The following is a 25111-nucleotide window of genomic DNA, read 5'->3' on the forward strand; positions in this document are numbered from 1 at the left end:
TATAATTCCATCCTTTTTGAAGGGATATGGACGGCCGAATGTCTGCCACCTATCGCGATGCTTTGCGTGCAGCGCTGCTTTATCTTCTGGTTTCTGTAGGTTGGCTGCTGTTTAGCGGTTATTTATTGAACAGTTTCTTCGATAGCTCTGCTGAGCTAATGCGATGGCAACTGATCAACGGTTATGCCTGGGTGGTGTTCAGTGCCGGTTTGATTTTTCTCGCCCGGGCGCGATTGTTTCGTTGCCTGGGGATCGGCGCAAATTTGCGTGAGCGCACTGAAGAGCGCGAGCGTTTGCGTCAGGCGGCCGCGGTGTTCGATTGCACCCGCGAAGGCGTGCTGGTCACTGATAGCGAAGGCTTGATCGTCCATGTAAACCGGGCCTTCATGGCAATCACCGGCTATCAGAGCGAGGAGGTACTCGGCCAGCGCCCCAACTTGTTCAAGTCCGGTCATCACCCACCGGCTTTCTACCAGGCGATGTTCGCGACACTCAACAGCACCGGCGAGTGGAGCGGAGAAATCTGGAACCGTCGCAAAAGCGGCGAGATCTACCCGCAATGGCAGACCATCCGCATCATTGATGACGAGAGGGGGCGGCGCAGCCATTACGTGGCAGTGTTTTCCGACATTAGCGCAATCAAGAACTCCGAACATGAGCTGACGCACCTGGCTCACTACGATCCGCTGACCGATCTGCCCAACCGCTTGCTGTTCACCGACCGCACCGAGCAGGCCCTGGCTTCGGCGCAGATCCACAAGCGCGGCTGCGCGTTACTGATGATCGATCTTGATCACTTCAAGATGATCAACGACAGCCTCGGGCATAGCATTGGGGACCAGTTGCTCAAGGGCGTTGCCGAGCGCTTGAAAGCGATGGTCGGTCCGGGAATCACCCTGGCGCGCCTTGGCGGTGACGAGTTCGCCGTGCTGGCTGAAAGCTGTCCGCAAATGGTGCACGCGGCGGCGTTGGCTCAGCGGCTCATCGATGGCCTCAAAGAGCCGTTCCAGATCGATGGGCATCAGTTGTTCGTCAATATCAGCGTCGGCATCAGCCTGTTCCCCGGCGACGCCTTGAGCGCCGAGCAGCTGTTGCGCAACTCCGACTCGGCGCTGTTCAAGGCCAAGAGTGCCGGTCGCAACGGCTACGCTCTCTATACCGAAGAGTTGACCGCCCACGCCCAGCAACGGGTCGAGACTGCATTCGAATTGCGCCGTGCGCTGGAGCAGCAGGAGTTGCGGGTGTATTACCAGCCGGTTCACGACCTCAAGACCAGTCGCCTGATCGGCGTCGAGGCATTGGTGCGCTGGGAGCATCCGCAGCGAGGGTTGGTGTCGCCGGCAGAATTCATCCCCATTGCCGAGCGCACCGGTCTGATCGCCGAAATTGATGCCTGGGTGATGCGCCAGGCCTGTGAGCAGATGTGCCAGTGGCAGCAGGCCGGGGTGGTGTTGTCGTTTGTCGCGGTGAATGTTTCTTCTCGATTGTTCGCCCGCCGTGAGTTGTTTGGGCAGGTGGCGAAGGTGCTGCACGAAACCGGGCTGGATCCTGCCTGTCTGGAGCTGGAGGTCACTGAGAGCGCTGTGATGGATGACCCGGAAGTCGCGCTGGAGCAGATGCACAGGTTGCGTGAATTGGGCGTGCGGCTGGCCATCGATGACTTCGGTACAGGCTATTCGTCGTTGCTGCGCCTCAAGCGGATGCCGGTACAGAAACTCAAGATCGATCAGGGCTTCGTTGCGGGGTTGCCGTGGGATGAGGATGACGCGGCGATTGTGCGGGTGATCATTGCGCTGGCCCAGAGCATGGGGATGCAGGTTCATGCCGAAGGGATCGAGCAGGTTGAGCAGGCGGGCTTTTTGCTCGAACACGGCTGCGATCTTTTTGATCTCCAGGCTAATAACGTTCCGCAATCCCTTGCGCCATCAAATAATATCTTTTGGTTATATTAAAATTCTTAAATAGTCTTTTTAAGAATATCAGCGCTTATCTACTATTGGTCTCACGCCGCAAGCAGTCTTGCCACTGCCAGGCAACCTCTAGTTGAAGGAGCAGCACCATGAGCGCATCCCTGCGTAGCGTTGACGGCCAGGACGAAGCAACCATTTTGCGTGAGATCCAGAGCGCCTTGCGCGATCTGCGTTTTGGCGCAGTGGAAATCACCGTGCACAACGCCCAGGTGGTCCAGATCGAACGCAAAGAGAAATTCCGGTTGCAGAACCCAGGCAACAAACCGAGCTGAAACAAAGATCAAAAGATCGCAGCCTGCGGCAGCTCCTGCGGGGAGCTTTGTGTAGGAGCTGCCGAAGGCTCGATCTTTGGCAGGCAACCCCGATTCCAGACCATAAAAAGCCATTACAAACAGAATTCCAGGAGCTTTCACCATGTCGTCGATTCGTCATTTCGCTTTGGCCGCCCTGGCCAGTGCCCTTTTTGCTGGTTCCGCGGTTGCCAAGGATTACGAACTGCTCAACGTGTCGTACGACCCGACTCGCGAGCTGTATCAGGACTACAACGCCGAATTCGTCAAGTTCTGGCAGAAAGACCACGCCGGCGACAGCGTGAAAATCCAGCAGTCCCACGGTGGTTCGGGCAAGCAGGGCCGGGCAGTGATCGACGGTCTGCGTGCCGACGTGGTGACCCTGGCCCTGGCCGGTGACATCGACGAAATCGCCAAACTCGGCAAGACCCTGCCAGCGGATTGGCAGAAGCGTCTGCCGGAAGCGAGCACGCCTTACACCTCGACCATCGTGTTTCTGGTGCGCAAGGGCAACCCTAAAGGCATCAAGGACTGGGGCGACCTGACCAAAAATGGCGTGGAAGTCATCACCCCGAACCCGAAAACTTCCGGCGGCGCACGCTGGAACTTCCTCGCGGCGTGGGCCTATGGCCTGAAAGCCAACGGTGGTAACGAAGCCAAGGCCAAGGAATACGTGCAAACCCTGTTCAAGCACGTTCCTGTGCTGGACACCGGTGCTCGCGGTTCGACCATTACCTTCGTCAACAACGGTCAGGGCGACGTGTTGCTGGCTTGGGAAAACGAAGCCTTCCTGGCCCTGAAAGAAGACGGCGGCGCTGACAAGTTCGACATCGTCGTGCCTTCGCTGTCGATCCTCGCCGAACCTCCGGTAGCCGTGGTCGACAAGAATGCCGAGAAAAAAGGCAACACCGAGATCGCCGACGCGTACCTCAAGCACCTGTACAGCCCGGCCGGCCAGGAAATTGCGGCAAAAAACTTCTATCGTCCACGTGACAAGGATGTTGCCGCCAAGTACGCCAAACAGTTCCCGACACTGGACCTGGTGACCATCGACAAGGACTTCGGCGGCTGGAAAACCGCTCAACCGAAATTCTTCAACGACGGTGGCGTGTTCGACCAGATTTATCAGGCGCAATAACCTGAAATAAGCCATAAACGAGCCTCGAATTCCGATTCGAGGCTTTGCGCGTTCTCAACCAAGGACTTTTATGTCGCGTCGTATCTCCCCCGTCATACCCGGCTTCGGGCTGACGCTGGGCTACACCTTGGTGTACCTCAGCCTGATTGTGCTCATTCCACTGGCGGCGATGTTCGTGCATGCCGCTCAACTTACCTGGGACCAGTTCTGGGCGATTATCTCGGCGCCACGGGTGCTGGCGGCGTTGAAGCTCAGCTTCGGCACCGCGCTCTATGCCGCGATCATCAACGGCATCATCGGCACGCTGCTGGCCTGGGTGCTGGTGCGCTACACGTTCCCCGGTCGCAAGATCATCGACGCGATGATCGACCTGCCGTTCGCGCTGCCCACTGCCGTGGCCGGTATCGCGCTCACTGCGTTGTACACCCCCACAGGGTTGGTGGGTCAGTTTGCAGCGGACCTGGGTTTCAAGATCGCGTATACCCCCCTCGGCATCACCCTTGCCCTCACTTTTGTGACACTTCCATTCGTAGTACGTACCGTACAGCCAGTATTGGCTGATATCCCGCGTGAAGTGGAAGAAGCGGCGGCGTGCCTGGGTGCAAAACCGTTACAGGTTTTCCGTCACATTCTGGTGCCCGCATTGTTGCCAGCGTGGCTGACCGGTTTCGCGTTGGCCTTTGCCCGCGGGGTCGGCGAGTACGGTTCGGTGATTTTCATCGCCGGCAACATGCCGATGAAAACCGAGATTTTGCCGCTGCTGATCATGGTCAAACTCGACCAGTACGATTACACCGGCGCCACGTCCATTGGTGTACTGATGCTGGTGGTTTCCTTCGTCCTGTTGCTGCTGATCAACTTGCTGCAGCGGCGCATCGAAACCCCATAAGGAGGCGCGAAAATGTCCCAATCGTCTATTAGCGCCGCTTCCTCGGCCAACGCTGCCCGCCGTGGCAGTGCCACATCGCGGCGAATCCTGATCAGCCTTGGCTGGTTGGTCTTTGCGCTGTTTCTGTTGCTGCCACTGTTCATCGTGGTGTCCCAGGGGCTGAAAAATGGCCTCGGTGCGTTCTTCACCGCGATCTTCGAACCCGACGCGCTGTCGGCCCTGAAGCTCACGGTGATCGCTGTGCTGATTTCGGTGCCGCTGAACCTGGTGTTCGGTGTCAGCGCCGCGTGGTGCGTGAGCAAATACTCGTTCCGCGGCAAGAGTATGTTGGTCACGTTGATCGACCTGCCGTTTTCGGTGTCGCCGGTAATTGCCGGTCTGGTCTACGTGTTGATGTTCGGCGCCCAGGGCCTGTTTGGTCCGTGGTTGCAGGACCATGACATCCAGATCGTCTTCGCGTTGCCGGGCATCGTGCTGGCGACGATCTTCGTCACCGTGCCGTTCGTGGCGCGCGAACTGATCCCGTTGATGCAGGAACAAGGCACACAGGAAGAAGAGGCCGCGCGTCTGCTCGGGGCCAATGGCTGGCAGATGTTCTGGCACGTCACCGTTCCCAACATCAAATGGGGCCTGATCTACGGCGTGGTGCTGTGTACGGCGCGGGCCATGGGTGAGTTCGGTGCGGTGTCGGTGGTTTCCGGGCACATTCGCGGGGTGACCAACACCCTGCCGCTGCACGTCGAGATCCTCTACAACGAATACAACCACGTGGCCGCGTTCGCCGTGGCGAGCCTGTTGCTGATCCTGGCGCTCTTCATCCTGCTGCTCAAGCAGTGGAGCGAAAACCGTATTAACCGCCTGCGCGCCAGCGCCGCGGAGGAATAAGTCATGTCGATCGAAGTGCGTAACGTCAGCAAGAATTTTCACGCGTTCAAGGCGCTGGACAACATTAGCCTGGACATTCAAAGCGGCGAACTCGTGGCGCTGCTTGGCCCGTCCGGCTGCGGCAAGACCACGCTGCTGCGGATCATCGCCGGTCTGGAAACCCCGGATAAGGGCAACATCGTGTTCCACGGTGAAGACGTTTCCGGCCACGACGTGCGTGATCGCAACGTCGGTTTCGTGTTCCAGCACTACGCGCTGTTCCGCCACATGACCGTGTTCGACAACGTCGCGTTCGGCCTGCGCATGAAACCGAAAAACCAGCGCCCGAGCGAAAGCCAGATCGCGGTGAAAGTCCACGAGTTGCTGAACATGGTGCAACTGGATTGGCTGTCGGATCGCTACCCGGAACAACTCTCCGGCGGTCAGCGTCAACGTATTGCCTTGGCTCGCGCGCTGGCGGTTGAACCGAAAGTCTTGCTGCTCGACGAACCCTTCGGCGCCCTCGACGCCAAGGTCCGTAAAGAACTGCGTCGCTGGCTCGCACGCCTGCACGAAGACATCAACCTGACCTCGGTGTTCGTGACTCACGACCAGGAAGAAGCGATGGAAGTCGCCGACCGCATCGTGGTGATGAACAAGGGCGTGATCGAGCAGATCGGCTCACCGGGCGACGTCTACGAAAACCCGGCCAGTGATTTCGTTTATCACTTCCTGGGTGACTCGAACCGTCTGCATCTGGGTGAAGACAACCATGTGCTGTTCCGTCCGCACGAAGTGTCGCTGTCGCGTCATGAGCTGGAGGATCACCACGCAGCCGAGGTGCGGGATATTCGTCCGCTGGGCGCGACGACACGGGTGACGCTGAAGGTCGAAGGCCAGAGCGAATTGATCGAAGCTGAAGTGGTGAAGGATCACGACAGCCTGATCGGGTTGGCGAAAGGCGAGACGCTGTTCTTCAAGCCGAAGGTCTGGCAGAAACTCGCCAACATCTAAGATCAAAAGCTTCGCGAGCAAGCCCGCTCCCACAGTGATTTGTGTCGTTCACAAACCCCCTGTGGGAGCGGGCTTGCTCGCGAAAGCGATCTACACCGCAGCGTTTTTCTGACGCAAGCGCACACCACCCACCCGCGCCTCGATCTGCTCTTTCAGGTCATGCCGCAACCCCAGCAAAAACGCCAACTCAACCACCACAAACAAGGGCCCGACAATCAACCCCGTCACATCATCGACGAACGCCGGTTTGCGCCCTTCGTAGTGATGACCGACAAACTGAATCGCCCAACCCACCACAAACATCCCGATGCCGCTCGCAAGCCAGACCAGCGTGCTCTGCTGCGCGAGCACATGACCCAGCCAAATACATAGCCCCAACAACACCGTCATCAGCACGCCCAGCCGTAACTCCAGTCGCAGATAAAACCACGCCGAAGCCAGCGCCAAGAGCACGGCCGGTGACACCCAAGCCCCGGCCAGCGACCACTCGGGCCGTGACAGCAGCACCGCCACTGCGACAACGATCAGCGGAATACCGATAAAGTGGCTGGCAATATTGCGCGGGTCACGGTGATAGGCGGCGTATTGACTGAGATGGTCGACGAGGCTTTTCATTGTTGTTCCTCCTGTTGGGTGATGGATCATGCCCCGGGTCCACATTTCGCTCTGTCAGGCAGACGACAATCTCCAGGAGTTTTCATGGACATGCAGGTTTGGCGTTCACGGCTGGATAAAGGGCAGTGGTTCAGCCATTTACCTGTTCCCTTGAAGGATAGTCTGCTGGCCGCCGCCAGGGTGCGGCGGTTGTCGCCGGGCCAGCGGCTGTTCAAGCGCGGCGATCCACCGTGCGGGCTGTACGCGGTGCTCGAAGGTTCGGTGCGCATCGGCGCGGTGAGCGAGCAGGGCAAGGAGGCGCTGTTGAGCCTGGTGGAGTCGCCCCACTGGTTCGGCGAAATCTGCCTGTTCGATGGCCAGCCGCGCACCCATGATGCATTCGGTCTTGGTCATTGCACTCTGTTGCACATCCCGCAAATCGCGCTGCTGACATTGCTTGATGTTCAACCGGCGTACTGGCGGCAACTGGCATTGCTGATGAGCCAGAAACTGCGCCTGACGTTCATCAATCTCGAACAGCTGAGCCTCATGCCAGCCGCCGCTCGACTGGCTCATCGCTTGCTGATGATCGCCGAGGGTTATGGCGAGATTGACCCGCCGCGCAGTGTATTGCAGCTGCCACAGGAACAATTGGCGTCGATGCTTTCGCTGTCGCGCCAGACCACCAACCAGATTCTCAAGGACTTGCAGGGGCAGGGGATTGTGAATCTCAAGTACGGCGAGATCGAGATTCTGGATGCGCAACGATTGCGGATGTTGGCGATTATCTAAAACCCGGCGTTAGTGGTGGGCTTTGGACGCGAAGGCGCCTAGCCTGTGATGACGACAATCGAGGTGTGCCATGCGTGTGCTGTTAGTGGAAGACGAACCTGAGACCGCCAAACTCCTGGCTAAAGGTCTGAGCGAGGCAAGTTACTCAGTCGATGTGGCGGTCAACGGTATGGACGGCCGACGCTTTATCGAGTCCGGCGAATACGAGCTGATCATCCTCGACGTCATGCTGCCCGGGCTCAATGGCTGGCAGTTGCTGCAGCAGATCCGCAAGCTCGGTGATACGCCGGTGCTGTTCCTGACCACCAAGGACGGCATCGAGGATCGTCTGCGCGATCTGGAGTTGCATGAGGATGATTACCTGCTCAAGCCGTTTGCCGTCAGTGAACTGGTGAAGCGAGTGCGCAAGTTGTTGCGGCGGGATCGGGGGCGCTGAGACCGGGTCCGATCAATCAATGAGCTAGACTTCGACTTGGTTATGCATTAAATACAATGCAAATAGATTATTTCAATAAATATGCACTGTATATGATGCAGGTGGGCGCGATGGAAAACCTCGGCGAACTGATCAGGTTGCTGCGCAAAGAACGAAAGATGTCTCAACAGGACCTGGCAAAGCAGTACGGCATGAGCCGTTCCACGATTTCGGGTATCGAGAACAACACCATTTCCGAAATTGGCCTGCGCAAGGTTGAAGCGATCCTCAATGGCTTCGGGTACGAACTGAGGGCCGTGCCGCGGCGGTCGACGCGTCCAACACTGGACACCCTCAAAAAGGTCAACTTCCATGGGTGAGCAGCAGGAAAAGGACCGGCTGCACATCAATGTTTCCGGCACAACGGTCGGAACCCTCGGCCGTGGTCAGTCTCGCATTGATTCAGTGTTTGCCTACGCCGAAGACGCGCTGGAAGAAAACGCCATCTCGTTGACCATGCCCGCTCGTCTCGAGAGCTACACGTGGGAGCGAGGTGTCCCGCCGGTTTTTGAAATGAATCTACCGGAAGGCTCTCTGCGTGAAGAATTGACTCGTCGTTTCAGCAAAGCGATTCGAGGGTTTGACGACTTCGCGATGCTGGCGATCGTCGGCCCGCACCAGCTTGGGCGAGTGGGGATTGCAAACGCGCAAGAGGCAAGTGAACGGCTACCTGAAACCAGCCTCGCAGAACTGCTGGTTCATGACGGTGCGCAAGGTTTGTTCGAAGATCTGCTGCACACCTATGGCCAATATTCGGGCGTTTCCGGTGTGCAGCCGAAGGTGCTTATCCGTGACAGTGCGACAACTGTCGACCGATTGACCCATCGAGGGGCAACGCACCTGGTCAAATCGTTTCGGCCGGAGGAATACCCGGAACTCGCTGCCAACGAGTACTTCTGCATGAGGGCTGCGCGGCATTCGGGTCTTGATGTGCCGGTTTTCGACCTGAGCGATCACGGTAAATTTCTGGTCGTCGAACGTTTCGATCTGAATGAAAGAGGTTATCTGGGCTTTGAGGATTTCTGCGTGCTCAATGCCTGGCCTTCGAAGGCCAAATACGATGGTTCGTACGAAGGCGCCGCGAGGCAGATCAAGGAGTTTGTCTCCCCGCCATTGCTCAACGAAGCCCTTGAGTCTTTTTTCAAAGTAGTGGCGTTGTCATCCGCTCTGAAGAATGGCAATGCTCACCTCAAGAACTTCGGTGTGCTGTACGAACATTGTGGTGCTGATGCGCAAATCAGACTGGCTCCGGCCTACGACATCGTCACGACTTCGGTCTACATCAAGGCAGACAGTATGGCGTTGCTGTTAGGCGGATCAAAGGCGTGGCCCAAATACAAAATGTTGATGCGTTTTGGTCGGTCGGCTTGCAACCTGACCGAGGGGCGGTGCAATGAATTGCTGCAGCAAGTCGTTCATGGAATGGATGTAGCGATGGCGGAAATGGTTGATTACATCAGGAAAAATGGCGCCTTTGCCATGGTGGGCGAAGCGATGATCGAACAGTGGAAATCAGGCATCGCGCGCAGCTTGGTCAAAAGCTGATTACCGCAACCCATCCCGAAATTGCCCCGGTGTCATCCCCGTCCAGCGCTTGAATGCGCGGCTGAAGCTGCTCGTGTCCGCAAATCCCAGCAGATAGCTGATCTCGCTCAATGAGCATTGCGGATCGCGCAGATGCAGCAGCGCCAGGTTCTCGCGACTCTCGTTGAGCAGCGTATCGAACCGGCAACCCTCGTCCGCCAGATGCCGTTGCAGGCTGCGCAAACTCAGGTGCAGGGCGTGGGCGATGTGTTCGGCGCTGGGCTCGCCTTCCGGCAATTGCTCCTCAATGGCGTCGCGAACCTTGCGTTCCCAGGTCATGGGTTTGAGTTGGGCGAGGGTGCGTTTGAGCACGGTTTCGTTGTGCTCGGCCAGTTCCGGGTTGGCGTCGTCCAGGTGGCTGTCGAAGTCCACGACGGCGAACTCCAGTCGGTCTTCATCGGCGGCGAAGTACACCGGTGAGCGGAAGACTTTGTGCCATTGATGCGGGTCCGCCGGTTCCGGGCGACGCAAGTACACCGCCAGCGGGGCGTAATCGCGGCCCAGACGATTGCGGCAGGTGCGTACGTAAATCGCTGTGAAGGCGTCGATGGCTTCGAAGGCCGGGGCCGGATTGCCTGGCGGGATTTTCAGGCGGAAACGGTAGCGGTCCTCGGCGCGAGTCAGTTCCAGATCCAGAGCATCGCTGACCACCTGGTGATAACGCACGATGCGCTCGAACACTTCTCGCAGACTGCCGCTGGCCACCAGCGCATAACCGAGTGCGTGAAACGTGGTGGGGCTGACGAAGCGCGATACCCGCAAACCAATCGCCGGGTCGCCGCTGACTTGCACCGCGATTTCCCACAGGCGCGTTGTGCCGGACAACGGGTAACGGGCGTTCGGGTCGTCCATCAGTTGCGGGTCGAGCCCCGCCTGTTGGCACAGGGCGGTGCTGTCGAGGCCCAGGGCATCGAGTTGCTTGCGCAGGGCGCGGGTCCAGCTGGCGAGGGAGGTCGGTTCAGTCATGCTGATTGGCGCTTCCGGTCAACAGGTTGGCGTTCACGGCTACCGCGTTGCGAGGGTTCACAAGGCAGGATGCGAACATCAATAATAAGAGGATGGAAGCATGCACGGTACTTCTGCAAGTCCCCAGCGACTGAATGCAGCTCAGCGATCAGCGCATATTCGCCAAGTGGTGCTGGCCAAGGGGGTCGAACTGCGTCAGCGCTACCCGATTCTCAACCATCAGGACGCCCTGGGCGCGGGAATTCTGGCCTTCGCGCTGGTCGGCATGATTGGCTCGGCGACGCTCTACATGACCGGGCACATGGCGTGGTGGGTGTGCCTGCTGCTCAACGCATTTTTTGCCTCGCTGACTCACGAGCTGGAACACGACCTGATTCATAGCATGTACTTCCGCAAACAGCGCGTGCCGCACAACCTGATGATGGGACTGGTGTGGCTGGCCCGGCCGAGCACGATCAATCCGTGGATTCGTCGGCATCTGCACCTCAATCACCACAAAGTCTCCGGCACAGAATCCGACATGGAAGAGCGCGCCATCACCAACGGCGAACCCTGGGGTTTTGCGCGGCTGTTGATGGTCGGCGACAACGTGATGTCGGCGTTCATCCGTATGCTGCGGGCCAGGACCTGGGCTCACAAGATCAGCATCATCAAGCGCGCGCTGAAGGTCTACGCCCCACTCGCGCTGGTGCATTGGGGCGCTTGGTACATGTTCCTGGGCTTCCATACGGCCAATGGCATCGCCTATCTGATGGGCGCGTCGATTGAATGGTCGGCGACTACTTTGTCGGTGATGCAGGTGATCGACATCGCTGCCGTGGTGATCATCGGGCCGAACGTGTTGCGTACCTTTTGCCTGCATTTCGTCAGCTCGAACATGCACTACTACGGTGACGTGGAGCCGGGCAATGTGATCCAGCAGACCCAGGTGCTGAACCCTTGGTGGATGTGGCCGTTGCAGGCGTTCTGCTTCAACTTCGGCAGCACTCACGGGATTCATCATTTTGTGGTGAAGGAACCGTTTTACATCCGTCAGATGACCGTGCCAGTGGCGCATAAAGTGATGCGTGAGATGGGTGTGCGGTTCAATGATTTCGGGACGTTTGGGCGGGCGAACCGATTTGTGCGCACGGAAACAGCAGAGGCGCAGGAGGTTCGTGCCGCTCAGGCTTGATCGATGCGCCCGGAAACTCAAAACAACAATGCTCGTCATCAATCTGACCCAAAAGGTCGCTACGTTATGACGCGAGCAGTGGTACTCAGCGGTCACTGTGGTGTGATTGGTATATGTTTTTTTAATCTAATAAAGTAATTAAATATTCCTTTATTAGATAACAGTTTCAGCCAATCATCGCATCCAGTGATGTTGATCGCGCTAACAGATTTTGAGTTTCCGGGGCCGTCTCCTTGGCAGGGTGCGGCCCCTTTTTTTGTCTGTCCCAAACTGCTTCATATTCTTTATTGGTCTTAATAAATAGCTTCTTATTCCTTAACGAATATAACTCTCCTCCCTATACTTGCTCAGGAACAGACACGCAGCAGGAGAGTTCCCCCATGCGCAACGAATCAATTCGCTACCTGATTGTGCCGGGCTGGCAAGGATCGCCAGAAGATCATTGGCAAAGCCATTGGCAGAACAGCCTGCCGAACAGCGCACGAGTGGAGCAGGCCGACTGGCTGACGCCGCGTCGTGAAGACTGGGTCGCGGCACTGGCTGAGGCGATTGCCGCTGACAGCACGCCGGTGATCCTGATCGCCCATAGCCTGGGTTGCATCACTGTCGCGCATTGGGCGGCCACCGCGCCCGTGCAGTTTTTGCGTCAGGTTCGCGGCGCCTTGCTGGTCGCCCCTGCGGACGTCGAGCGTCCGGCCTGCGCACCGGCCCTGCGCAATTTCGCACCAATTCCAACCCACCTGCTGCCGTTCCCGAGTCAGGTTGTCAGCTCCGACAACGACAGCGCCGTCAGCACACCGCGTGCATTGGAACTGGCACGTCACTGGGGCGCCGAGGCGGGGATTTTGTCGGGTGCCGGGCACATCAACGTGAAGTCTGGTCACCAGCGCTGGGAGCAGGGTTTTGCCTATCTCTATCGCCTGCAAAACCGCATGGAACACCACGCCCTGCGACGTGCTTGAACCCTTTCTTTTTTTTAAAAAATCGCCCCCGTCTCCCGGCGGTTCAGGGCGGGAGTCTGCCATGAGTTTTGAAGCCTTCGGTCAGCCGCTGCTGACCTTCCCCGACGCAGAAAAAAGTCCCCTGAGCATTCGCGCCAAGGCGCTGGTGTTTGTCGATCCGCGTTCGCGTCAGTTACGCCAGGAGCTGGAGTTACTCGCACCGCGCTCGATCTCGGTGTTGATCCGTGGCGAAACCGGCAGCGGCAAGGAGTTGCTCGCGCGGCACATCCATCGCGCGAGTGATCGTGGCGGGTTGTTCGTCTCGGTCAACTGCGGCGCGATCAGTCCGACTTACGCTGATGCTGAATTGTTCGGTTATGCCGCTGGCAGTTACAGCGGTTCGGCCAGCAGTCGTGCGGGTTGGTTCGGTTCTGCCAACGGCGGGACGCTCTACCTGGATGAGATTGGCGACCTGCCGCTGCCGATCCAGATCAAATTGCTCGCGGCGCTGGAAAACCACGAAGTCACCCGTGTCGGTGCTCAACAACCGAGCCCTGTGGACGTGCGCCTGGTCGCCGCGACCAGCATCGACCTGGCCCAAGCGGTGGCCGCCGGAAAATTCCATGAGCGGCTCTACCACTACCTCAGCGAAGGCCAGCTCGAACTGCCGGCCTTACGTGAACGGGTGGGCGATATTTTGTCGCTGTCCGAATATTTCCTCGGCATATATAGCCAGCGCCTGGACCTGCCGGTGCCGCTGATCAGCGAAGCCGCGCAGCATTTGTTAGAGCAACACAGTTGGCCGGGCAACACCCGGGAGCTGGAAAACGTCATTCACTTTGCGTTGTTGGTCAGCACCGGCGATGAGATTTTGCCAGAGCATTTGAATCTACCCGAGGCGCCGCCGTCATTGGTGCAGATTGAGCAACAAGCTGCTCAGCTGATTAAAAGCGGCACGGCTGCCGAGCGATCCGCACTCAAGCATTTGCTCGAAAGCCTGACGCAGACGCTGTAGCGATCTGTATGAACAAAATGGAATATGAAAGTGAATAAAAGATATTGTTCGGGAATAAAAAATCCCGGTATTGTCCGCGTCACGCCAGCGATAGCACTTCACTGGCACTCGTACTAAACAAGCCGTCGTCGATGACGACCGTGATTTTCGATAAGGACACTGCATGAAAAAGGTTCTGTTGTTCACCGCATTGGCGGCTGCCCTGACCGCGGGCCTGGCCCAGGCTGGCGAGAAACTGGTAGTTGCGGCGACCCCGGTTCCACACGCCGAGATTCTGGAACTGATCAAACCCACCCTCGCCAAAGAAGGCGTGGACCTGGAAATCAAAGTCTTCACCGACTACGTTCAGCCGAACGTACAGGTCGACCAGAAGCGTCTGGACGCCAACTACTTCCAGACCCTGCCGTACCTGAAAAGCTTCAACGAAGGTAAAGGCACCCACCTGGTGACCGTGATCGGCGTGCACGTCGAACCGTTCGGCGGCTACTCGAAGAAAGTCAAAACCCTGGCTGAGTTGAAAGATGGCGCGACTATCGCTATCCCCAACGAAGGCAGCAACAGCGGTCGCGCCCTGATCTTGCTGCAGAAGGCTGGCCTGATCGAGTTGAAAGACCCGAAAAACGCTCTGGCCACCCCGAAAGACATTGCCAAGAACCCGCACAACTTCAAGTTCAAGGAACTGGAATCGGCCATGCTGCCGCGTGTTCTGGACCAGGTCGACCTGGACATGATCAACACCAACTATGCGCTGGAAGCAGGTCTGAACCCGGCTAAAGACGCGCTGGTGATCGAAGGTGCAGATTCGCCATACGTGAACTTCCTGGTGGCTCGTCCGGACAACAAGGACAGCGTTGCCATCCAGAAACTGGCCAAGGCCTTGACCAGTCCTGAAGTGAAAGCATTCATCGAGAAGAAGTACAGCGGCGCGGTACTGCCGGCGTTCTGATTCGCGAGGTAAACCCCTTCAAGGTTTCAAACGCCGACGGCTGATATAGCGTCGGCGTTTTTTTATTGGGTGTTGGGAATTATTTGGAATGTGAGTTCGGCTTTAGAACCACCCCTCACCCCAGCCCTCTCCCCACGGGGGAGAGGGGGAAAGGGAGCAGATCCTCATGCTTTTCAAAACCTGAGTTCGACTCGATTTGTCAGGTCGATGTCACTCCAAGAACACATCGGTCAGTCCCCTCTACCCTCTGGGGAGAGGGTTAGGGTGAGGGGTGGTTCTAACTACTCCCGCGTATTCAACGCCCTGCGCAACGCCATCAACAACTTCACGATGTCCTGCGGATCCAGCCGCTGTGGCACTTTTGCGTCAGCCATTTTTCTCTTCCTTGTGATGGTTCGGCCGGGGAGTCTGGCCAAAAGCTGTGCATCCTTGGAGGGGGATTCTGAAAAAAAGATCCTTCCTACAGCGCAAAGAAAAATAGTCGTCTTCCGCCGCCACAGCAAATGCGGAGGATAGTTTTTTGCGTGATATCAATATGCTTTAACGGTATTTAAATTCTTCTTTTTATACCTTTAAAGTCGGTGCCTGTCGGGTAGTTATCCACTGCCCATGGACTGCACCACCGTCGCTTACCCTGCGGCGTCCAGGATGTTCAATGAACTTCGATTACGCATTTATCCTCAGCACCTTGCCGGCGTTTCTCAAGGCCGTGGGCGTGACGCTGCAGGTTGGCTTCATCGCTATCGGCACGTCGTTGCTGGTGGCGCTGATCAACGCGACGATTCTGGTGTTCCGCACGCCTTACTTGCAGCGCCTGGTCGGGCTGTATGTGGAGCTGGCGCGCAACACGCCGCTGTTGATCCAGCTGTTCTTCGTCTACTTCGCCTTGCCGGCACTGGGCATCAAGGTCTCGGGCTTTGCGGCGGCGATCATCACCATGACCTTCCTCGGCGGCGCCTACCTCACCGAAGTGCTGCGTGCCGGTGTCGACGCGGTGCCACAGGCGCAGCTCGAGTCCGGCCGCTCCATCGGCCTGTCCCACGGGCAATTGCTGCGCTACGTGATCCTGCCGCAAGCCGGCATCCTCAGCCTGCCGTCGCTGTTCGCCAATTTCATTTTCCTGCTCAAGGAAACCACCGTGGTCTCGGCGGTGGCAGTGCCGGAGATTCTCTACACCACCAAAAGCTACATCGCGCTCTACTACAAAACCTACGAAATGCTCGCCGTGCTGACGCTGATTTGCGTGCTGCTGTTTCTACCGCTGTCGCTATTGCTCAGTCGTCTGGAAAGGAGGCTCCAGCATGGCCAGTTCGGGTCTTGAGTTGCTGTGGGTGTCGTTGCCGCAACTGGGCAAGGGCGCCGCGCAAACCTTGTCGATCTCTTTCCTGAGCATCGCCATCAGCACCGTTGGCGGCGTGCTTTACGGTGTGCTGCGCACGCTGAATTCGAAATGGCTGAACGCGGTCCTGCGCGTGTATCTGGAATTGTTCCGGGCGATCCCGGTGCTGGTCTGGTTGTATTTGCTGTTCTTCGGTCTGCCGATTTTCTTTGGCCTGAGCATTCCGAGTTTCTGGTGCGCAGTGCTGGTGTTGTCGTTGTGGGGCGCCAGCGAAGTCGGCGAAGTGGTGCGCGGTGCGTTGCATTCGTTGCCTCGCGGGCAGCGTGAAGCGGGGTTGTCGATTGGCCTGGACGGCCCGCAACTCTACGGCTACGTGTTGCTGCCACAAGCGCTGAAACGCATGACGCCGCCGACCATCAACGTCTACACGCGGATCATCAAGACCAGCTCCCTGGCGGTGCTGATCGGTGTGGTCGACGTGATCAAGGTCGGCCAGCAGATCATCGAACGCACTTACGAATCAGTGCTGATCTACGGCGCACTGTTCCTGTTTTTCTTTTTCATCTGCTACCCGCTGTCGGCCGCCTCGCGCGTGCTGGAGCGGCGCTGGACGCAAGCATGAGCGCATTGATCGAGTTCAAGGGTTTCAACAAGTTTTTCGGCGAGCAGCAGGTGCTCAAAGAGATCGACCTGCAAGTGAAGTCAGGCGAAGTGATCGTCATCCTCGGCCCCAGCGGCTGCGGTAAAAGCACCTTACTGCGTTGCCTCAACGGTCTTGAAATCGCCCACAGCGGCAGCTTGAATTTTTCCGGTCGCGAGTTGCTGGACAAGGGCACCGACTGGCGCGAAGTGCGGCAGCAGATCGGCATGGTGTTCCAGAGTTATCACCTGTTCCCGCACATGAGTGTGCTCGACAACCTGCTGCTCGGCCCGGTCAAAGTGCAGAAGCGCGAACGCCGCGAGGCGCGCGCCCAGGCCGAAGCGTTGCTTGAGCGCGTGGGCCTTTCGGACAAGCGCGATGCCTTCCCGCGTCAGCTCTCCGGTGGCCAGCAGCAACGCATCGCCATCGTCCGCTCGCTGTGCATGAACCCGAAAGTCATGTTGTTCGATGAAGTCACCGCCGCCCTCGACCCGGAAATGGTCAAGGAAGTGCTGGAAGTCATACAGGGCCTGGCCCGCGAGGGCATGACCCTGTTGATCGTCACCCACGAAATGGCCTTCGCCCGCGCCGTGGCTGACCGCATTGTGTTCATGGATGCCGGGCGAATCCTTGAGCAAAACCCTCCCGAGATTTTCTTTACGAACCCGCAAACCGCACGAGCGCAGCAGTTCCTGGAGAAGTTCTCCTACGTCGCCGCACTACCCAAAACGACTCAAACAAAGGAACTGGAACTGCTATGAAAACTGCCAAGACTTCACTGCTGCTACTCCCGCTGCTCGGCCTCGCGTTGCTGGTCGGCTGCAACAAAACCGATGACCCCGCCAAACCAGCGGCCACCAGTGCTAGCTATCTGGAAAAAATCAAAGCACGGGACAAGCTGATCGTTGGTGTCTTCACCGATAAACCGCCGTTTGGTTTCGTCAATGAAGCCGGGCGTTATGTTGGTTTCGATACCGACATCGGCCGTCAATTCGCCAAGGACCTGCTGGGTGATGAGAACAAGGTTGAGTTCGTCGCGGTGGAACCGGCGAGCCGGATTCCGTTCCTGCAAAGCGACAAGGTCGATTTGATTCTGGCCAACATGACCGTTACACCCGAGCGTAAGGAAGCGGTGGAATTCACCAATCCCAACCTGAAAGTTGCGGTGCAGGCGCTGGTGCCACAGGCAAGCACTGTGAAGAACCTCGATGACCTGGCAACTCGCACGACCATCGTCACCACTGGCACTACAGCCGATATCTGGCTGACCAAGAACCACCCGGACTGGAAACTGCTCAAGTTCGAGAAAAATTCCGAGTCTCTGCAAGCATTGGCCAATGGGCGGGGCGATGCGTATGCGCAGGACAATCTGGTGCTGTTCAGCTGGGCGAAGCAGAACCCTGGCTACCGCGTGCTGAGCCAGACGTTGGGCGCTGAAGCACCGATTGCGCCGGCGGTGAAGAAGGGCAATGTCGAGCTGCGTGATTGGGTGAATGTCGAGTTGGCGAAGCTGGGTGAAGAGAAGTTTTTGCTCAAACTGTATGACCAATATGTGCGTAAAGAGCTGAGCGATGACACGAAGCCTGAGAGCGTGATCGTTGAGGGTGGGAAGTGGCAGGGTTGATCTGCTGATTATTCGGTGAGGCTAGAAACCACCCCTCACCCCAGCCCTCTCCCCACGGGGGAGAGGGGGAAAGGGAGCAGATTGGGGGCCTTTCAGAACCTGAGTTCGACTCGGGCTTTCAGGTCGATGTAGTTCGAAAGTACAACTCGGTCAGTCCCCTCGCCCCTTGGGGCGGTCCGACGCTTCGGGAGGGCTAGGGTGAGGGGGTGGATCTAAAGCCCAGCCAATCAATCCGGCCAATACCACGCCGGTTCATCCAGCATCCGCTGCCCGACAATCCCGGTCTGGCCCAATGTCTTCTCCAGCACAATGCAATTGCACTCCGGATCCTCCTGCAACGCCGAAATCAACCGCCGTGCATGAGAAACCACCCACACCTGACACTGCTCTGACGCCCGAATAATCAACCGCGCCAACGCCGGCAACAGGTCCGGGTGCAGACTGGTTTCCGGCTCGTTCAGCACCATCAGCGTCGGCGGCCGAGGCGTCAGCAGCGCCGCCACCAGCAACAAATACCGCAACGTCCCGTCCGACAGCTCGGCCGCTGATAACGGCCGCAACAACCCTTCCTGATAAAACTCGATGGCAAACCGTCCGCCCTGCAACTGCTCGATATTCAAGCGCGCCCCGGGGAACGCGTCGCTGATCGCGGTCTGCAAAGCTTCCGGATCGCCGATTTCGCGGATGGTTTGCAACGCAGCGGCGAGGTCGCGGCCGTCGTGATGCAATACCGGCGTACGGGTGCCCAATTGCGGTTGGCGCGCCGGCGCGTCGGCGTCGCTGCGAAAGTGATCGTAGAAGCGCCAGCGGCGGATGAACTCGCGCAGTTGCAGGACTTCCGGTGAGGTGCGCAAGCTGCCGACCTGATCGAACAGGCTGTCGAAATTCGGCGTGTGCTGGGTCAGTACTTCCCAGCTGCGACCTTCGCGAGCGCGGATCATCGGGCCTTCGCGGTCCACCAGCAGGCTGGCGGAGCGGTAGAACGGCCCGGACCAGATGCATTCTTTTTTGATTTCCGGGTCGAGGGCAAAGTACGAGCGCGTCGGTGCCGGCAGGCCCAAGGCAATCGAATAGCTGAAATCTTCCCCGGCAAACCCCAGACGCAGGCGTACTGCGCCGTGTCGAACGGTCGCCTCGATCGGGACTTCGCCATTACGCATCCGTCGGCTGATGTTTTCCGGCCCGGCCCAGAAGGTCGAATCCAGCCCACCCTCGCGGGCCAACGCATTGACCACGCCGCCCTGAGCGGTTTCCGCCAGCAGGCGCAACGCGCGGTAGAGGTTGGATTTGCCGCTGCCGTTGGGGCCGGTGATCAGGTTCAACCGACCCAACGGAATCACCAATTTATTGATCGAGCGGTAATTGGCCACCGCGAGGGTTTTGAGCATGGGAAGCTTCCTGCTGCGTGGTGCGCGATTCTGCCTTATTGTCGACGTCATCGTGCGCCAGGCTTTATTTCAAACCGTGAGGCGCACCCTTGGAACCCTGTTCTAAGCTCACAGTCGTATCGCCATTGGCACGAACGTACAACGCAAAGGAGTCTGCATGGTGGGTCCCGGATTGAAAACAGTGGTTGGCCTGAGCCTCCTTGTCCTGCTGAGCGCCTGCGGCGAGAAAAAACCGGTCGAGAAGGACCGCCCTCGGGTGTTCGTGCAAGAGGTCAAATCGGCGGATTACGCGGCGACGGTGACCCTGACCGGTGATGTTCAGGCGCGGGTCCAGACCGACCTGTCGTTCCGCGTTGCCGGCAAGATCATCCAGCGTACAGTCGATGTCGGTGATCGGGTTTCGGCCAAACAGGTTTTGGCAAAACTCGATCCCAAGGACCTGCAAACCAGCGTCGACTCGGCCCAGGCGCAGGTTGTTGCCGAACAGGCCCGAGTCAAACAGACCGCTGCCGCGTTTGTTCGTCAGCAAAAACTCCTGCCCAAGGGCTACACCAGCCAGAGCGAATTCGATTCCGCCCAAGCCGCCTTGCGCAGCAGCCAAAGCGCCCTGACGGCGGCCCAGGCGCAACTGGCCAACGCCCGTGAACAACTGGGCTACACCGCGTTGGTTGCCGACGCGCCGGGAGTGATTACCGCGCGTCAGGCCGAGGTCGGCCAAGTGGTGCAGGCCACCGTGCCGATTTTCAGCCTGGCGCGCGATGGCGAGCGCGACGCGGTGTTCAACGTCTACGAATCGCTGCTGACAGAGCCGCCAGAAGGCAAAACAGTGGTCGTCAGCCTCCTCGACAAACCTGAGATCAAAACCACCGGCACCGTTCGGGAAATCACCCCGGCCGTCTCCGCGCAGACCGGCACGGTGCAGGTCAAAGTCACTCTCAACGGACTACCGGAAGGCATGCAGCTCGGTTCGGTGGTGAGTGCCACGGCCAAGACGCCAGGCAAGTCGGCGGTCGAATTGCCCTGGTCGGCACTGACAAAAAATCTCAGCGACCCGGCCGTATGGCTGGTGGACGACGAGGGCAAGGCACAGCTGCACACCGTCACTGTCGGTCGCTACCTGACCGGCAAAGTGATCATCAGCGCCGGCCTGAAGGGTGGCGAAAAAGTCGTCATTGCCGGCGGCCAGTTGCTGCACCCCGGCGTGAAGGTGGAAATCGCCGAAAACACCTATAAGGATTTAGCCGAAGGAGCCCAGCCATGAAGCGTCTGTTACTGGTTTGCGCCGGTGTGATGCTGGTGGCCTGCTCGAAAAAAGAACCGCCGCCGGAGCCGGTGCGTCCGGTGCTATCGATCAAGGTCCAGGCGCTGGACGAAGAAAGCCTGGGCCGCTTCGCCGGCAGCATCCAGGCCCGCTACGAAAGCAATGTCGGGTTCCGGGTGCCGGGGCGTATCGCCAGCCGTAACGTCGATGTCGGTGCCGAAGTCGATAAGGGCGCGCTGCTCGCTACACTCGACCCCACCGATCAGCAGAACCAGTTGCGTTCCGCTCAGGGTGATCTGGCCAACGTCCAGGCGCAACTCATCAACGCTCAGGCCAACGCCCGGCGTCAGCAAGAGTTGTTCGATCGTGGCGTGGGCGCCCAGGCGCAACTCGACGTCGCACAGACCGACCTCAAAACCACCCAGGCCTCCCTCGATCAAGCGAAGGCTGCGGTCGATCAGGCCAAGGACCAGCTCAACTACGTCGAACTGCGCGCCGACCACAAGGCCATCGTCACCGCGTGGAACGCCGAAGCCGGGCAAGTCGTCTCTGCCGGCCAGCAAGTGGTGACCCTGGCGCAACCGGACATCAAGGAAGCGGTGATCGACCTGCCGGACACGCTGGTCGACCAGTTGCCGGAAGACGTGGTGTTTCAAGTTGCCGTCCAGCTCGCCCCGAGCATCACTACCACTGCCATCGTTCGCGAGATCGAACCCCAGGCTGAAAGTGCGACCCGCACCCGCCGCGCCCGCCTGAGCCTGACCGATACGCCGCCGGGGTTTCGCCTGGGCACGGCGATCAGCGTGACCCTCAGCTCTGCGATCAAACCGCGTATCGAACTGCCCCTGACCGCGCTCCAGGAGGTCGATGGCAAACCGCGGATCTGGGTCATCGATCCGCAGACCCAAACCGTTTCCCCGCGAGACGTCAGCCTGATCAGCCGCACTGACTCAACGATGGTCCTGGCCAACGGTGTGAAGTCCGGCGAGCGAGTGGTCAGTGCCGGCGTGAACAGCCTGAAACCGGGGCAAAAAGTAAAAATCGATGAGGACAGCCCGCAATGAAAGGGAGTTTCAACTTATCCGAATGGGCCCTCAAGCATCAGTCGTTTGTCTGGTATTTGATGTTCGTCGCGCTGCTGATGGGCGTGTTCTCGTACCTGAACCTCGGCCGCGAGGAGGATCCGTCGTTCACCATCAAAACCATGGTGATCCAGACCCGCTGGCCGGGCGCGACTCAGGAGGAAACCCTCAAGCAGGTCACTGACCGGATCGAGAAAAAACTCGAAGAGCTCGACTCGCTCGACTACGTGAAAAGCTACACCCGCCCCGGCGAGTCGACGGTCTTCGTTAATTTGCGTGACACCACCAGCGCCAAGGACATCCCGGAAATCTGGTACCAGGTGCGCAAGAAGATCAACGACATTCGCGGCGACTTCCCCCAAGGCCTGCAAGGGCCGGGATTCAACGATGAGTTCGGTGACGTGTTCGGCTCGGTGTACGCCTTTACCGCCGACGGTTTATCGATGCGCCAATTGCGCGATTACGTCGAGCAAGTCCGCGCCGAGATCCGCGAAGTGCCGGGGCTGGGCAAGGTCGAGATGGTCGGTGAGCAGGACGAAGTCCTCTACCTGAACTTCTCCACTCGCAAACTGGCGGCGCTGGGCATCGATCAGCGTCAGGTGGTGCAGAGCCTGCAATCGCAGAACGCGGTGACGCCGGCCGGTGTGATCGAGGCCGGTCCCGAGCGGATTTCCGTGCGCACGTCCGGACAGTTTGCCTCCGAGAAGGACCTGGAAAACGTAAACCTGCGACTCAACGATCGCTTCTACCGCTTGGCTGACGTCGCCGAAATCAGCCGTGGCTACGTTGACCCGGCGACGCCGGAATTCCGCTTTAACGGCCATCCTGCCATCGGCCTCGCCATTGCGATGAAGAAGGGCGGCAACATTCAGGCGTTCGGCAACGCGCTGCACCAGCGCATGAATGACCTGACCGCCGACCTGCCGGTGGGCGTCGGCGTGCACAACGTTTCCGACCAGGCCGAAGTGGTGGAAAAAGCCGTCGGCGGCTTCACCAGCGCGTTGTTTGAAGCGGTGGTGATCGTGCTGATCGTCAGCTTCGTCAGCCTCGGCGTGCGCGCCGGGCTGGTGGTGGCGTGCTCGATCCCGCTGGTGCTGGCGATGGTCTTCGTCTTCATGGAATACAGCGGCATCACCATGCAGCGGATTTCCCTCGGCGCGCTGATCATTGCGCTCGGGCTGCTGGTGGACGACGCGATGATCACCGTCGAGATGATGGTCACGCGCCTGGAAATGGGCGAGACCAAGGAGCAAGCGGCCACGTTCGCTTACACATCGACCGCGTTCCCGATGCTCACCGGTACGTTGGTGACGGTGGCCGGTTTCGTGCCCATCGGCCTGAACGCCAGCTCGGCCGGCGAGTACACCTTCACGCTATTCGCGGTGATCGCGGTGGCCATGATCGTGTCGTGGATTGTCGCGGTGCTGTTCGCCCCGGTGATCGGCGTGCACATCCTCAGCGCCAACGTGAAACCTCACGACGCAGAACCGGGGCGCATCGGTCGGTCGTTCAATTACGGCTTGCTCTGGGCCATGCGCAATCGCTGGTGGGCGATCGGCATCACCGTTGCACTGTTTGTGGCGTCGGTGTTTTCCATGCAGTTTGTGCAGAACCAGTTCTTCCCGTCCTCGGACCGTCCGGAAATCCTCGTCGACTTGAACCTGCCGCAAAACGCCTCGATCGCCGAAACCCGCAAGGCTGTGGACAAGCTCGAAGCGACGCTCAAGGACGATCCGGACATCGTGCGCTGGAGCACTTACATCGGTGAAGGTGCGATCCGTTTCTACCTGCCCCTCGACCAGCAATTGCAGAACCCGTATTACGCGCAACTGGTGATCGTCAGCAAAGGCCTGGAATCGCGTAATGCCCTTAGCCAGCGCTTGCGCGAGCGGCTGCGCAAGGATTTTGTCGGTATCGGCAGCTACGTCCAGGCGCTGGAAATGGGCCCGCCGGTGGGGCGGCCGATTCAGTATCGGGTCAGTGGCAAGGACATCGATCAGGTGCGTAAACACGCCATCGCCCTGGCCACCGAACTGGATAAAAACACTCACATCGGCGAGATCATTTACGACTGGAACGAACCGGGCAAAGTCCTGCGCATTGACATCGCGCAGGACAAGGCGCGGCAATTGGGACTGTCATCGGAAGACGTGGCCAATCTGATGAACAGCATCGTGGTCGGTGCGCCAGTGACACAGGTCGATGACGATATCTACCTGATCAACGTGGTGGGTCGTGCGGAAGACGCTGAACGCGGCACCCCGGAAACCCTGCAGAATTTGCAGATCGTCACGCCGGGCGGCACGTCGATTCCGCTGCTGGCGTTCGCCACCGTTCGCTATGAACTTGAGCAGCCACTGGTCTGGCGCCGCGACCGCAAACCGACCATCACCATCAAGGCGGCGGTGCGCGACGAAATTCAGCCGACCGACCTGGTGAAGCAACTCCAACCCGACATCGATAAATTCGCCGCCAGTTTGCCGGTGGGCTACAAGGTCGCTACCGGTGGCACCGTCGAGGAAAGCGGCAAGGCCCAAGGGCCGATTGCCAAGGTCGTGCCGTTGATGCTGTTTTTGATGGCGACCTTCCTGATGATCCAGTTGCACAGCGTGCAGAAGCTGTTCCTGGTGGCCAGCGTTGCGCCGCTCGGCTTGATCGGCGTGGTGCTGGCGCTGATCCCGACGGGCACGCCGATGGGCTTTGTGGCGATTCTCGGGATTCTGGCGCTGATCGGCATCATCATCCGCAATTCGGTGATTCTGGTGACGCAGATCGATGCCCTGGAGAAGGACGGTCATGTACCGTGGGATGCGGTGGTGCAAGCCACGGAGCATCGTCGCCGGCCGATTCTGCTGACGGCAGCGGCGGCGAGCCTGGGGATGATCCCGATCGCCCGGGAAGTGTTCTGGGGACCAATGGCGTACGCGATGATTGGCGGGATTATTATTGCGACGTTGCTGACATTGCTGTTTTTGCCGGCGCTGTACGTGGCCTGGTACAAAATCCGCGAACCGAAGAAAGGTGATCGGCTTGAGACCCACCCCTCACCCTAACCCTCTCCCAGAGGGAGAGGGGACTGACCAAGGTGTCTCACGTTATACATCGACCTGAAAAATCGAGTCGAG

24 protein-coding genes are annotated in these 25111 nt (G+C 58.8%); 21 read left to right on the top strand and 3 right to left on the bottom strand.

The genetic code is table 11. The features are described from left to right. Positions 1–38 precede the first annotated feature (38 nt). The 6 genes from dibA (at position 39) to KGB23_RS21020 (ending at position 6165) form a co-directional block, all read left to right on the top strand. Positions 39–1952 carry a phosphodiesterase DibA gene (gene dibA, locus KGB23_RS20995; protein ID WP_223432432.1) on the top strand — a complete coding sequence of 638 codons (1914 nt, stop codon included), beginning with the start codon at positions 39–41 and terminating at the stop codon, positions 1950–1952. A 107-nt stretch (positions 1953–2059) separates the two neighbouring features. Next, positions 2060–2242: a sulfur starvation response protein OscA gene (oscA, locus tag KGB23_RS21000; protein WP_007941032.1), complete on the top strand. Its 183-nt coding sequence runs from the start codon at positions 2060–2062 to the stop codon at positions 2240–2242. Between the two features lie 142 nt (positions 2243–2384). After that, a complete protein-coding gene (locus KGB23_RS21005) occupies positions 2385–3398 on the top strand; it encodes a sulfate ABC transporter substrate-binding protein (RefSeq protein ID WP_046047285.1) in 1014 nt (337 codons plus the stop codon). A gap of 70 nt (positions 3399–3468) precedes the next feature. After that, a complete protein-coding gene (gene cysT, locus KGB23_RS21010) occupies positions 3469–4287 on the top strand; it encodes a sulfate ABC transporter permease subunit CysT (RefSeq protein ID WP_030131597.1) in 819 nt (272 codons plus the stop codon). 12 nt (positions 4288–4299) lie between these two features. Continuing rightward, positions 4300–5172: a sulfate ABC transporter permease subunit CysW gene (cysW, locus tag KGB23_RS21015; RefSeq protein WP_046047287.1), complete on the top strand. Its 873-nt coding sequence runs from the start codon at positions 4300–4302 to the stop codon at positions 5170–5172. A 3-nt stretch (positions 5173–5175) separates the two neighbouring features. Beyond that, positions 5176–6165: a sulfate/molybdate ABC transporter ATP-binding protein gene (locus KGB23_RS21020; RefSeq protein ID WP_046047288.1), complete on the top strand. Its 990-nt coding sequence runs from the start codon at positions 5176–5178 to the stop codon at positions 6163–6165. Between the two features lie 90 nt (positions 6166–6255). Here KGB23_RS21020 and KGB23_RS21025 read toward each other — a convergent pair whose 3' ends face one another. Further along, complete coding sequence (locus KGB23_RS21025) at positions 6256–6780, bottom strand: DUF962 domain-containing protein (protein ID WP_223432433.1); 525 nt, start codon at positions 6778–6780, stop codon at positions 6256–6258. Positions 6781–6864: 84 nt separating this feature from the next. On the opposite strand from KGB23_RS21025, the gene KGB23_RS21030 reads away from it, so the two are divergent. From KGB23_RS21030 to KGB23_RS21045, 4 genes are all read left to right on the top strand, one after another. After that, positions 6865–7551 (top strand): Crp/Fnr family transcriptional regulator, encoded by a 687-nt coding sequence (locus tag KGB23_RS21030; RefSeq protein WP_223432434.1) that lies wholly within the window; start codon positions 6865–6867, stop codon positions 7549–7551. 70 nt (positions 7552–7621) lie between these two features. Continuing rightward, a complete protein-coding gene (locus KGB23_RS21035; protein ID WP_223432435.1) occupies positions 7622–7987 on the top strand; it encodes a response regulator in 366 nt (121 codons plus the stop codon). A 110-nt stretch (positions 7988–8097) separates the two neighbouring features. Beyond that, a complete protein-coding gene (locus tag KGB23_RS21040) occupies positions 8098–8346 on the top strand; it encodes a helix-turn-helix domain-containing protein (RefSeq protein WP_223432436.1) in 249 nt (82 codons plus the stop codon). Further along, complete coding sequence (locus KGB23_RS21045) at positions 8339–9571, top strand: type II toxin-antitoxin system HipA family toxin (RefSeq protein ID WP_223432437.1); 1233 nt, start codon at positions 8339–8341, stop codon at positions 9569–9571. Before KGB23_RS21040 ends, KGB23_RS21045 begins: the two co-directional genes overlap by 8 nt. Here the strand turns inward: KGB23_RS21045 and KGB23_RS21050 are convergent, their stop codons facing one another. Next, positions 9572–10576 (bottom strand): AraC family transcriptional regulator, encoded by a 1005-nt coding sequence (locus tag KGB23_RS21050; protein ID WP_223432438.1) that lies wholly within the window; start codon positions 10574–10576, stop codon positions 9572–9574. A 100-nt stretch (positions 10577–10676) separates the two neighbouring features. Here KGB23_RS21050 and KGB23_RS21055 point away from each other — a divergent pair, with 100 nt between their 5' ends. From KGB23_RS21055 to KGB23_RS21090, 8 genes are all read left to right on the top strand, one after another. Next, positions 10677–11750 (top strand): fatty acid desaturase, encoded by a 1074-nt coding sequence (locus KGB23_RS21055; RefSeq protein WP_223432439.1) that lies wholly within the window; start codon positions 10677–10679, stop codon positions 11748–11750. 380 nt (positions 11751–12130) lie between these two features. Continuing rightward, positions 12131–12712, top strand: coding sequence for an alpha/beta hydrolase (locus tag KGB23_RS21060; protein ID WP_223432440.1), 582 nt, complete (start codon positions 12131–12133; stop codon positions 12710–12712). Between the two features lie 61 nt (positions 12713–12773). Then, a complete protein-coding gene (locus tag KGB23_RS21065; RefSeq protein ID WP_223432441.1) occupies positions 12774–13706 on the top strand; it encodes a sigma 54-interacting transcriptional regulator in 933 nt (310 codons plus the stop codon). Between the two features lie 163 nt (positions 13707–13869). After that, on the top strand, positions 13870–14652 hold the full coding sequence (locus KGB23_RS21070) for a MetQ/NlpA family ABC transporter substrate-binding protein (RefSeq protein ID WP_033058537.1): 783 nt from the start codon (positions 13870–13872) through the stop codon (positions 14650–14652). A gap of 655 nt (positions 14653–15307) precedes the next feature. Continuing rightward, positions 15308–15973: an amino acid ABC transporter permease gene (locus tag KGB23_RS21075; protein WP_008148239.1), complete on the top strand. Its 666-nt coding sequence runs from the start codon at positions 15308–15310 to the stop codon at positions 15971–15973. Beyond that, the gene (locus tag KGB23_RS21080; protein WP_223432442.1) at positions 15954–16613 is read left to right on the top strand and encodes an amino acid ABC transporter permease; all 660 of its coding nucleotides are present in this window, start codon (positions 15954–15956) and stop codon (positions 16611–16613) included. Before KGB23_RS21075 ends, KGB23_RS21080 begins: the two co-directional genes overlap by 20 nt. Beyond that, positions 16610–17392: an amino acid ABC transporter ATP-binding protein gene (locus KGB23_RS21085; RefSeq protein WP_223432443.1), complete on the top strand. Its 783-nt coding sequence runs from the start codon at positions 16610–16612 to the stop codon at positions 17390–17392. Before KGB23_RS21080 ends, KGB23_RS21085 begins: the two co-directional genes overlap by 4 nt. Next, complete coding sequence (locus tag KGB23_RS21090; protein WP_223432444.1) at positions 17389–18255, top strand: transporter substrate-binding domain-containing protein; 867 nt, start codon at positions 17389–17391, stop codon at positions 18253–18255. The genes KGB23_RS21085 and KGB23_RS21090 overlap by 4 nt, the downstream gene beginning before the upstream one ends. A 227-nt stretch (positions 18256–18482) precedes the next feature. Here the strand turns inward: KGB23_RS21090 and KGB23_RS21095 are convergent, their stop codons facing one another. Then, entirely contained in the window at positions 18483–19643 is a 1161-nt protein-coding gene (locus KGB23_RS21095) for an AAA family ATPase (protein WP_223432445.1), read from the bottom strand. Positions 19644–19800: 157 nt separating this feature from the next. On the opposite strand from KGB23_RS21095, the gene KGB23_RS21100 reads away from it, so the two are divergent. Genes KGB23_RS21100 through KGB23_RS21110 form a run of 3 tightly spaced genes read left to right on the top strand, consistent with a single transcriptional unit; the run spans position 19801 to position 25039 of the window. After that, complete coding sequence (locus tag KGB23_RS21100) at positions 19801–20904, top strand: efflux RND transporter periplasmic adaptor subunit (RefSeq protein WP_223432446.1); 1104 nt, start codon at positions 19801–19803, stop codon at positions 20902–20904. Continuing rightward, a complete protein-coding gene (locus tag KGB23_RS21105; RefSeq protein ID WP_223432447.1) occupies positions 20901–21968 on the top strand; it encodes an efflux RND transporter periplasmic adaptor subunit in 1068 nt (355 codons plus the stop codon). Before KGB23_RS21100 ends, KGB23_RS21105 begins: the two co-directional genes overlap by 4 nt. Next, positions 21965–25039: an efflux RND transporter permease subunit gene (locus tag KGB23_RS21110; RefSeq protein ID WP_223432448.1), complete on the top strand. Its 3075-nt coding sequence runs from the start codon at positions 21965–21967 to the stop codon at positions 25037–25039. The genes KGB23_RS21105 and KGB23_RS21110 overlap by 4 nt, the downstream gene beginning before the upstream one ends. Positions 25040–25111 lie beyond the last annotated feature (72 nt).

This window comes from Pseudomonas sp. GL-B-26, assembly GCF_019947405.1.
GTDB lineage: Bacteria > Pseudomonadota > Gammaproteobacteria > Pseudomonadales > Pseudomonadaceae > Aquipseudomonas.

Coding starts and splice junctions, on each gene's coding strand:
- KGB23_RS21045 (WP_223432437.1), top strand. CDS start 8,339: ATGGGTGAGCAGCAGGAAAAGGACCGGCTGCACATCAATGTTTCCGGC.
- cysT (WP_030131597.1), top strand. CDS start 3,469: ATGTCGCGTCGTATCTCCCCCGTCATACCCGGCTTCGGGCTGACGCTG.
- KGB23_RS21035 (WP_223432435.1), top strand. CDS start 7,622: ATGCGTGTGCTGTTAGTGGAAGACGAACCTGAGACCGCCAAACTCCTG.
- KGB23_RS21025 (WP_223432433.1), bottom strand. CDS start 6,780: ATGAAAAGCCTCGTCGACCATCTCAGTCAATACGCCGCCTATCACCGT.
- KGB23_RS21070 (WP_033058537.1), top strand. CDS start 13,870: ATGAAAAAGGTTCTGTTGTTCACCGCATTGGCGGCTGCCCTGACCGCG.
- KGB23_RS21030 (WP_223432434.1), top strand. CDS start 6,865: ATGGACATGCAGGTTTGGCGTTCACGGCTGGATAAAGGGCAGTGGTTC.
- KGB23_RS21100 (WP_223432446.1), top strand. CDS start 19,801: ATGGTGGGTCCCGGATTGAAAACAGTGGTTGGCCTGAGCCTCCTTGTC.
- KGB23_RS21020 (WP_046047288.1), top strand. CDS start 5,176: ATGTCGATCGAAGTGCGTAACGTCAGCAAGAATTTTCACGCGTTCAAG.
- KGB23_RS21005 (WP_046047285.1), top strand. CDS start 2,385: ATGTCGTCGATTCGTCATTTCGCTTTGGCCGCCCTGGCCAGTGCCCTT.
- KGB23_RS21085 (WP_223432443.1), top strand. CDS start 16,610: ATGAGCGCATTGATCGAGTTCAAGGGTTTCAACAAGTTTTTCGGCGAG.
- KGB23_RS21060 (WP_223432440.1), top strand. CDS start 12,131: ATGCGCAACGAATCAATTCGCTACCTGATTGTGCCGGGCTGGCAAGGA.
- KGB23_RS21080 (WP_223432442.1), top strand. CDS start 15,954: ATGGCCAGTTCGGGTCTTGAGTTGCTGTGGGTGTCGTTGCCGCAACTG.
- dibA (WP_223432432.1), top strand. CDS start 39: ATGTCTGCCACCTATCGCGATGCTTTGCGTGCAGCGCTGCTTTATCTT.
- KGB23_RS21055 (WP_223432439.1), top strand. CDS start 10,677: ATGCACGGTACTTCTGCAAGTCCCCAGCGACTGAATGCAGCTCAGCGA.
- KGB23_RS21090 (WP_223432444.1), top strand. CDS start 17,389: ATGAAAACTGCCAAGACTTCACTGCTGCTACTCCCGCTGCTCGGCCTC.
- KGB23_RS21075 (WP_008148239.1), top strand. CDS start 15,308: ATGAACTTCGATTACGCATTTATCCTCAGCACCTTGCCGGCGTTTCTC.
- KGB23_RS21050 (WP_223432438.1), bottom strand. CDS start 10,576: ATGACTGAACCGACCTCCCTCGCCAGCTGGACCCGCGCCCTGCGCAAG.
- KGB23_RS21110 (WP_223432448.1), top strand. CDS start 21,965: ATGAAAGGGAGTTTCAACTTATCCGAATGGGCCCTCAAGCATCAGTCG.
- oscA (WP_007941032.1), top strand. CDS start 2,060: ATGAGCGCATCCCTGCGTAGCGTTGACGGCCAGGACGAAGCAACCATT.
- KGB23_RS21065 (WP_223432441.1), top strand. CDS start 12,774: ATGAGTTTTGAAGCCTTCGGTCAGCCGCTGCTGACCTTCCCCGACGCA.
- KGB23_RS21095 (WP_223432445.1), bottom strand. CDS start 19,643: ATGCTCAAAACCCTCGCGGTGGCCAATTACCGCTCGATCAATAAATTG.
- KGB23_RS21105 (WP_223432447.1), top strand. CDS start 20,901: ATGAAGCGTCTGTTACTGGTTTGCGCCGGTGTGATGCTGGTGGCCTGC.
- KGB23_RS21040 (WP_223432436.1), top strand. CDS start 8,098: ATGGAAAACCTCGGCGAACTGATCAGGTTGCTGCGCAAAGAACGAAAG.
- cysW (WP_046047287.1), top strand. CDS start 4,300: ATGTCCCAATCGTCTATTAGCGCCGCTTCCTCGGCCAACGCTGCCCGC.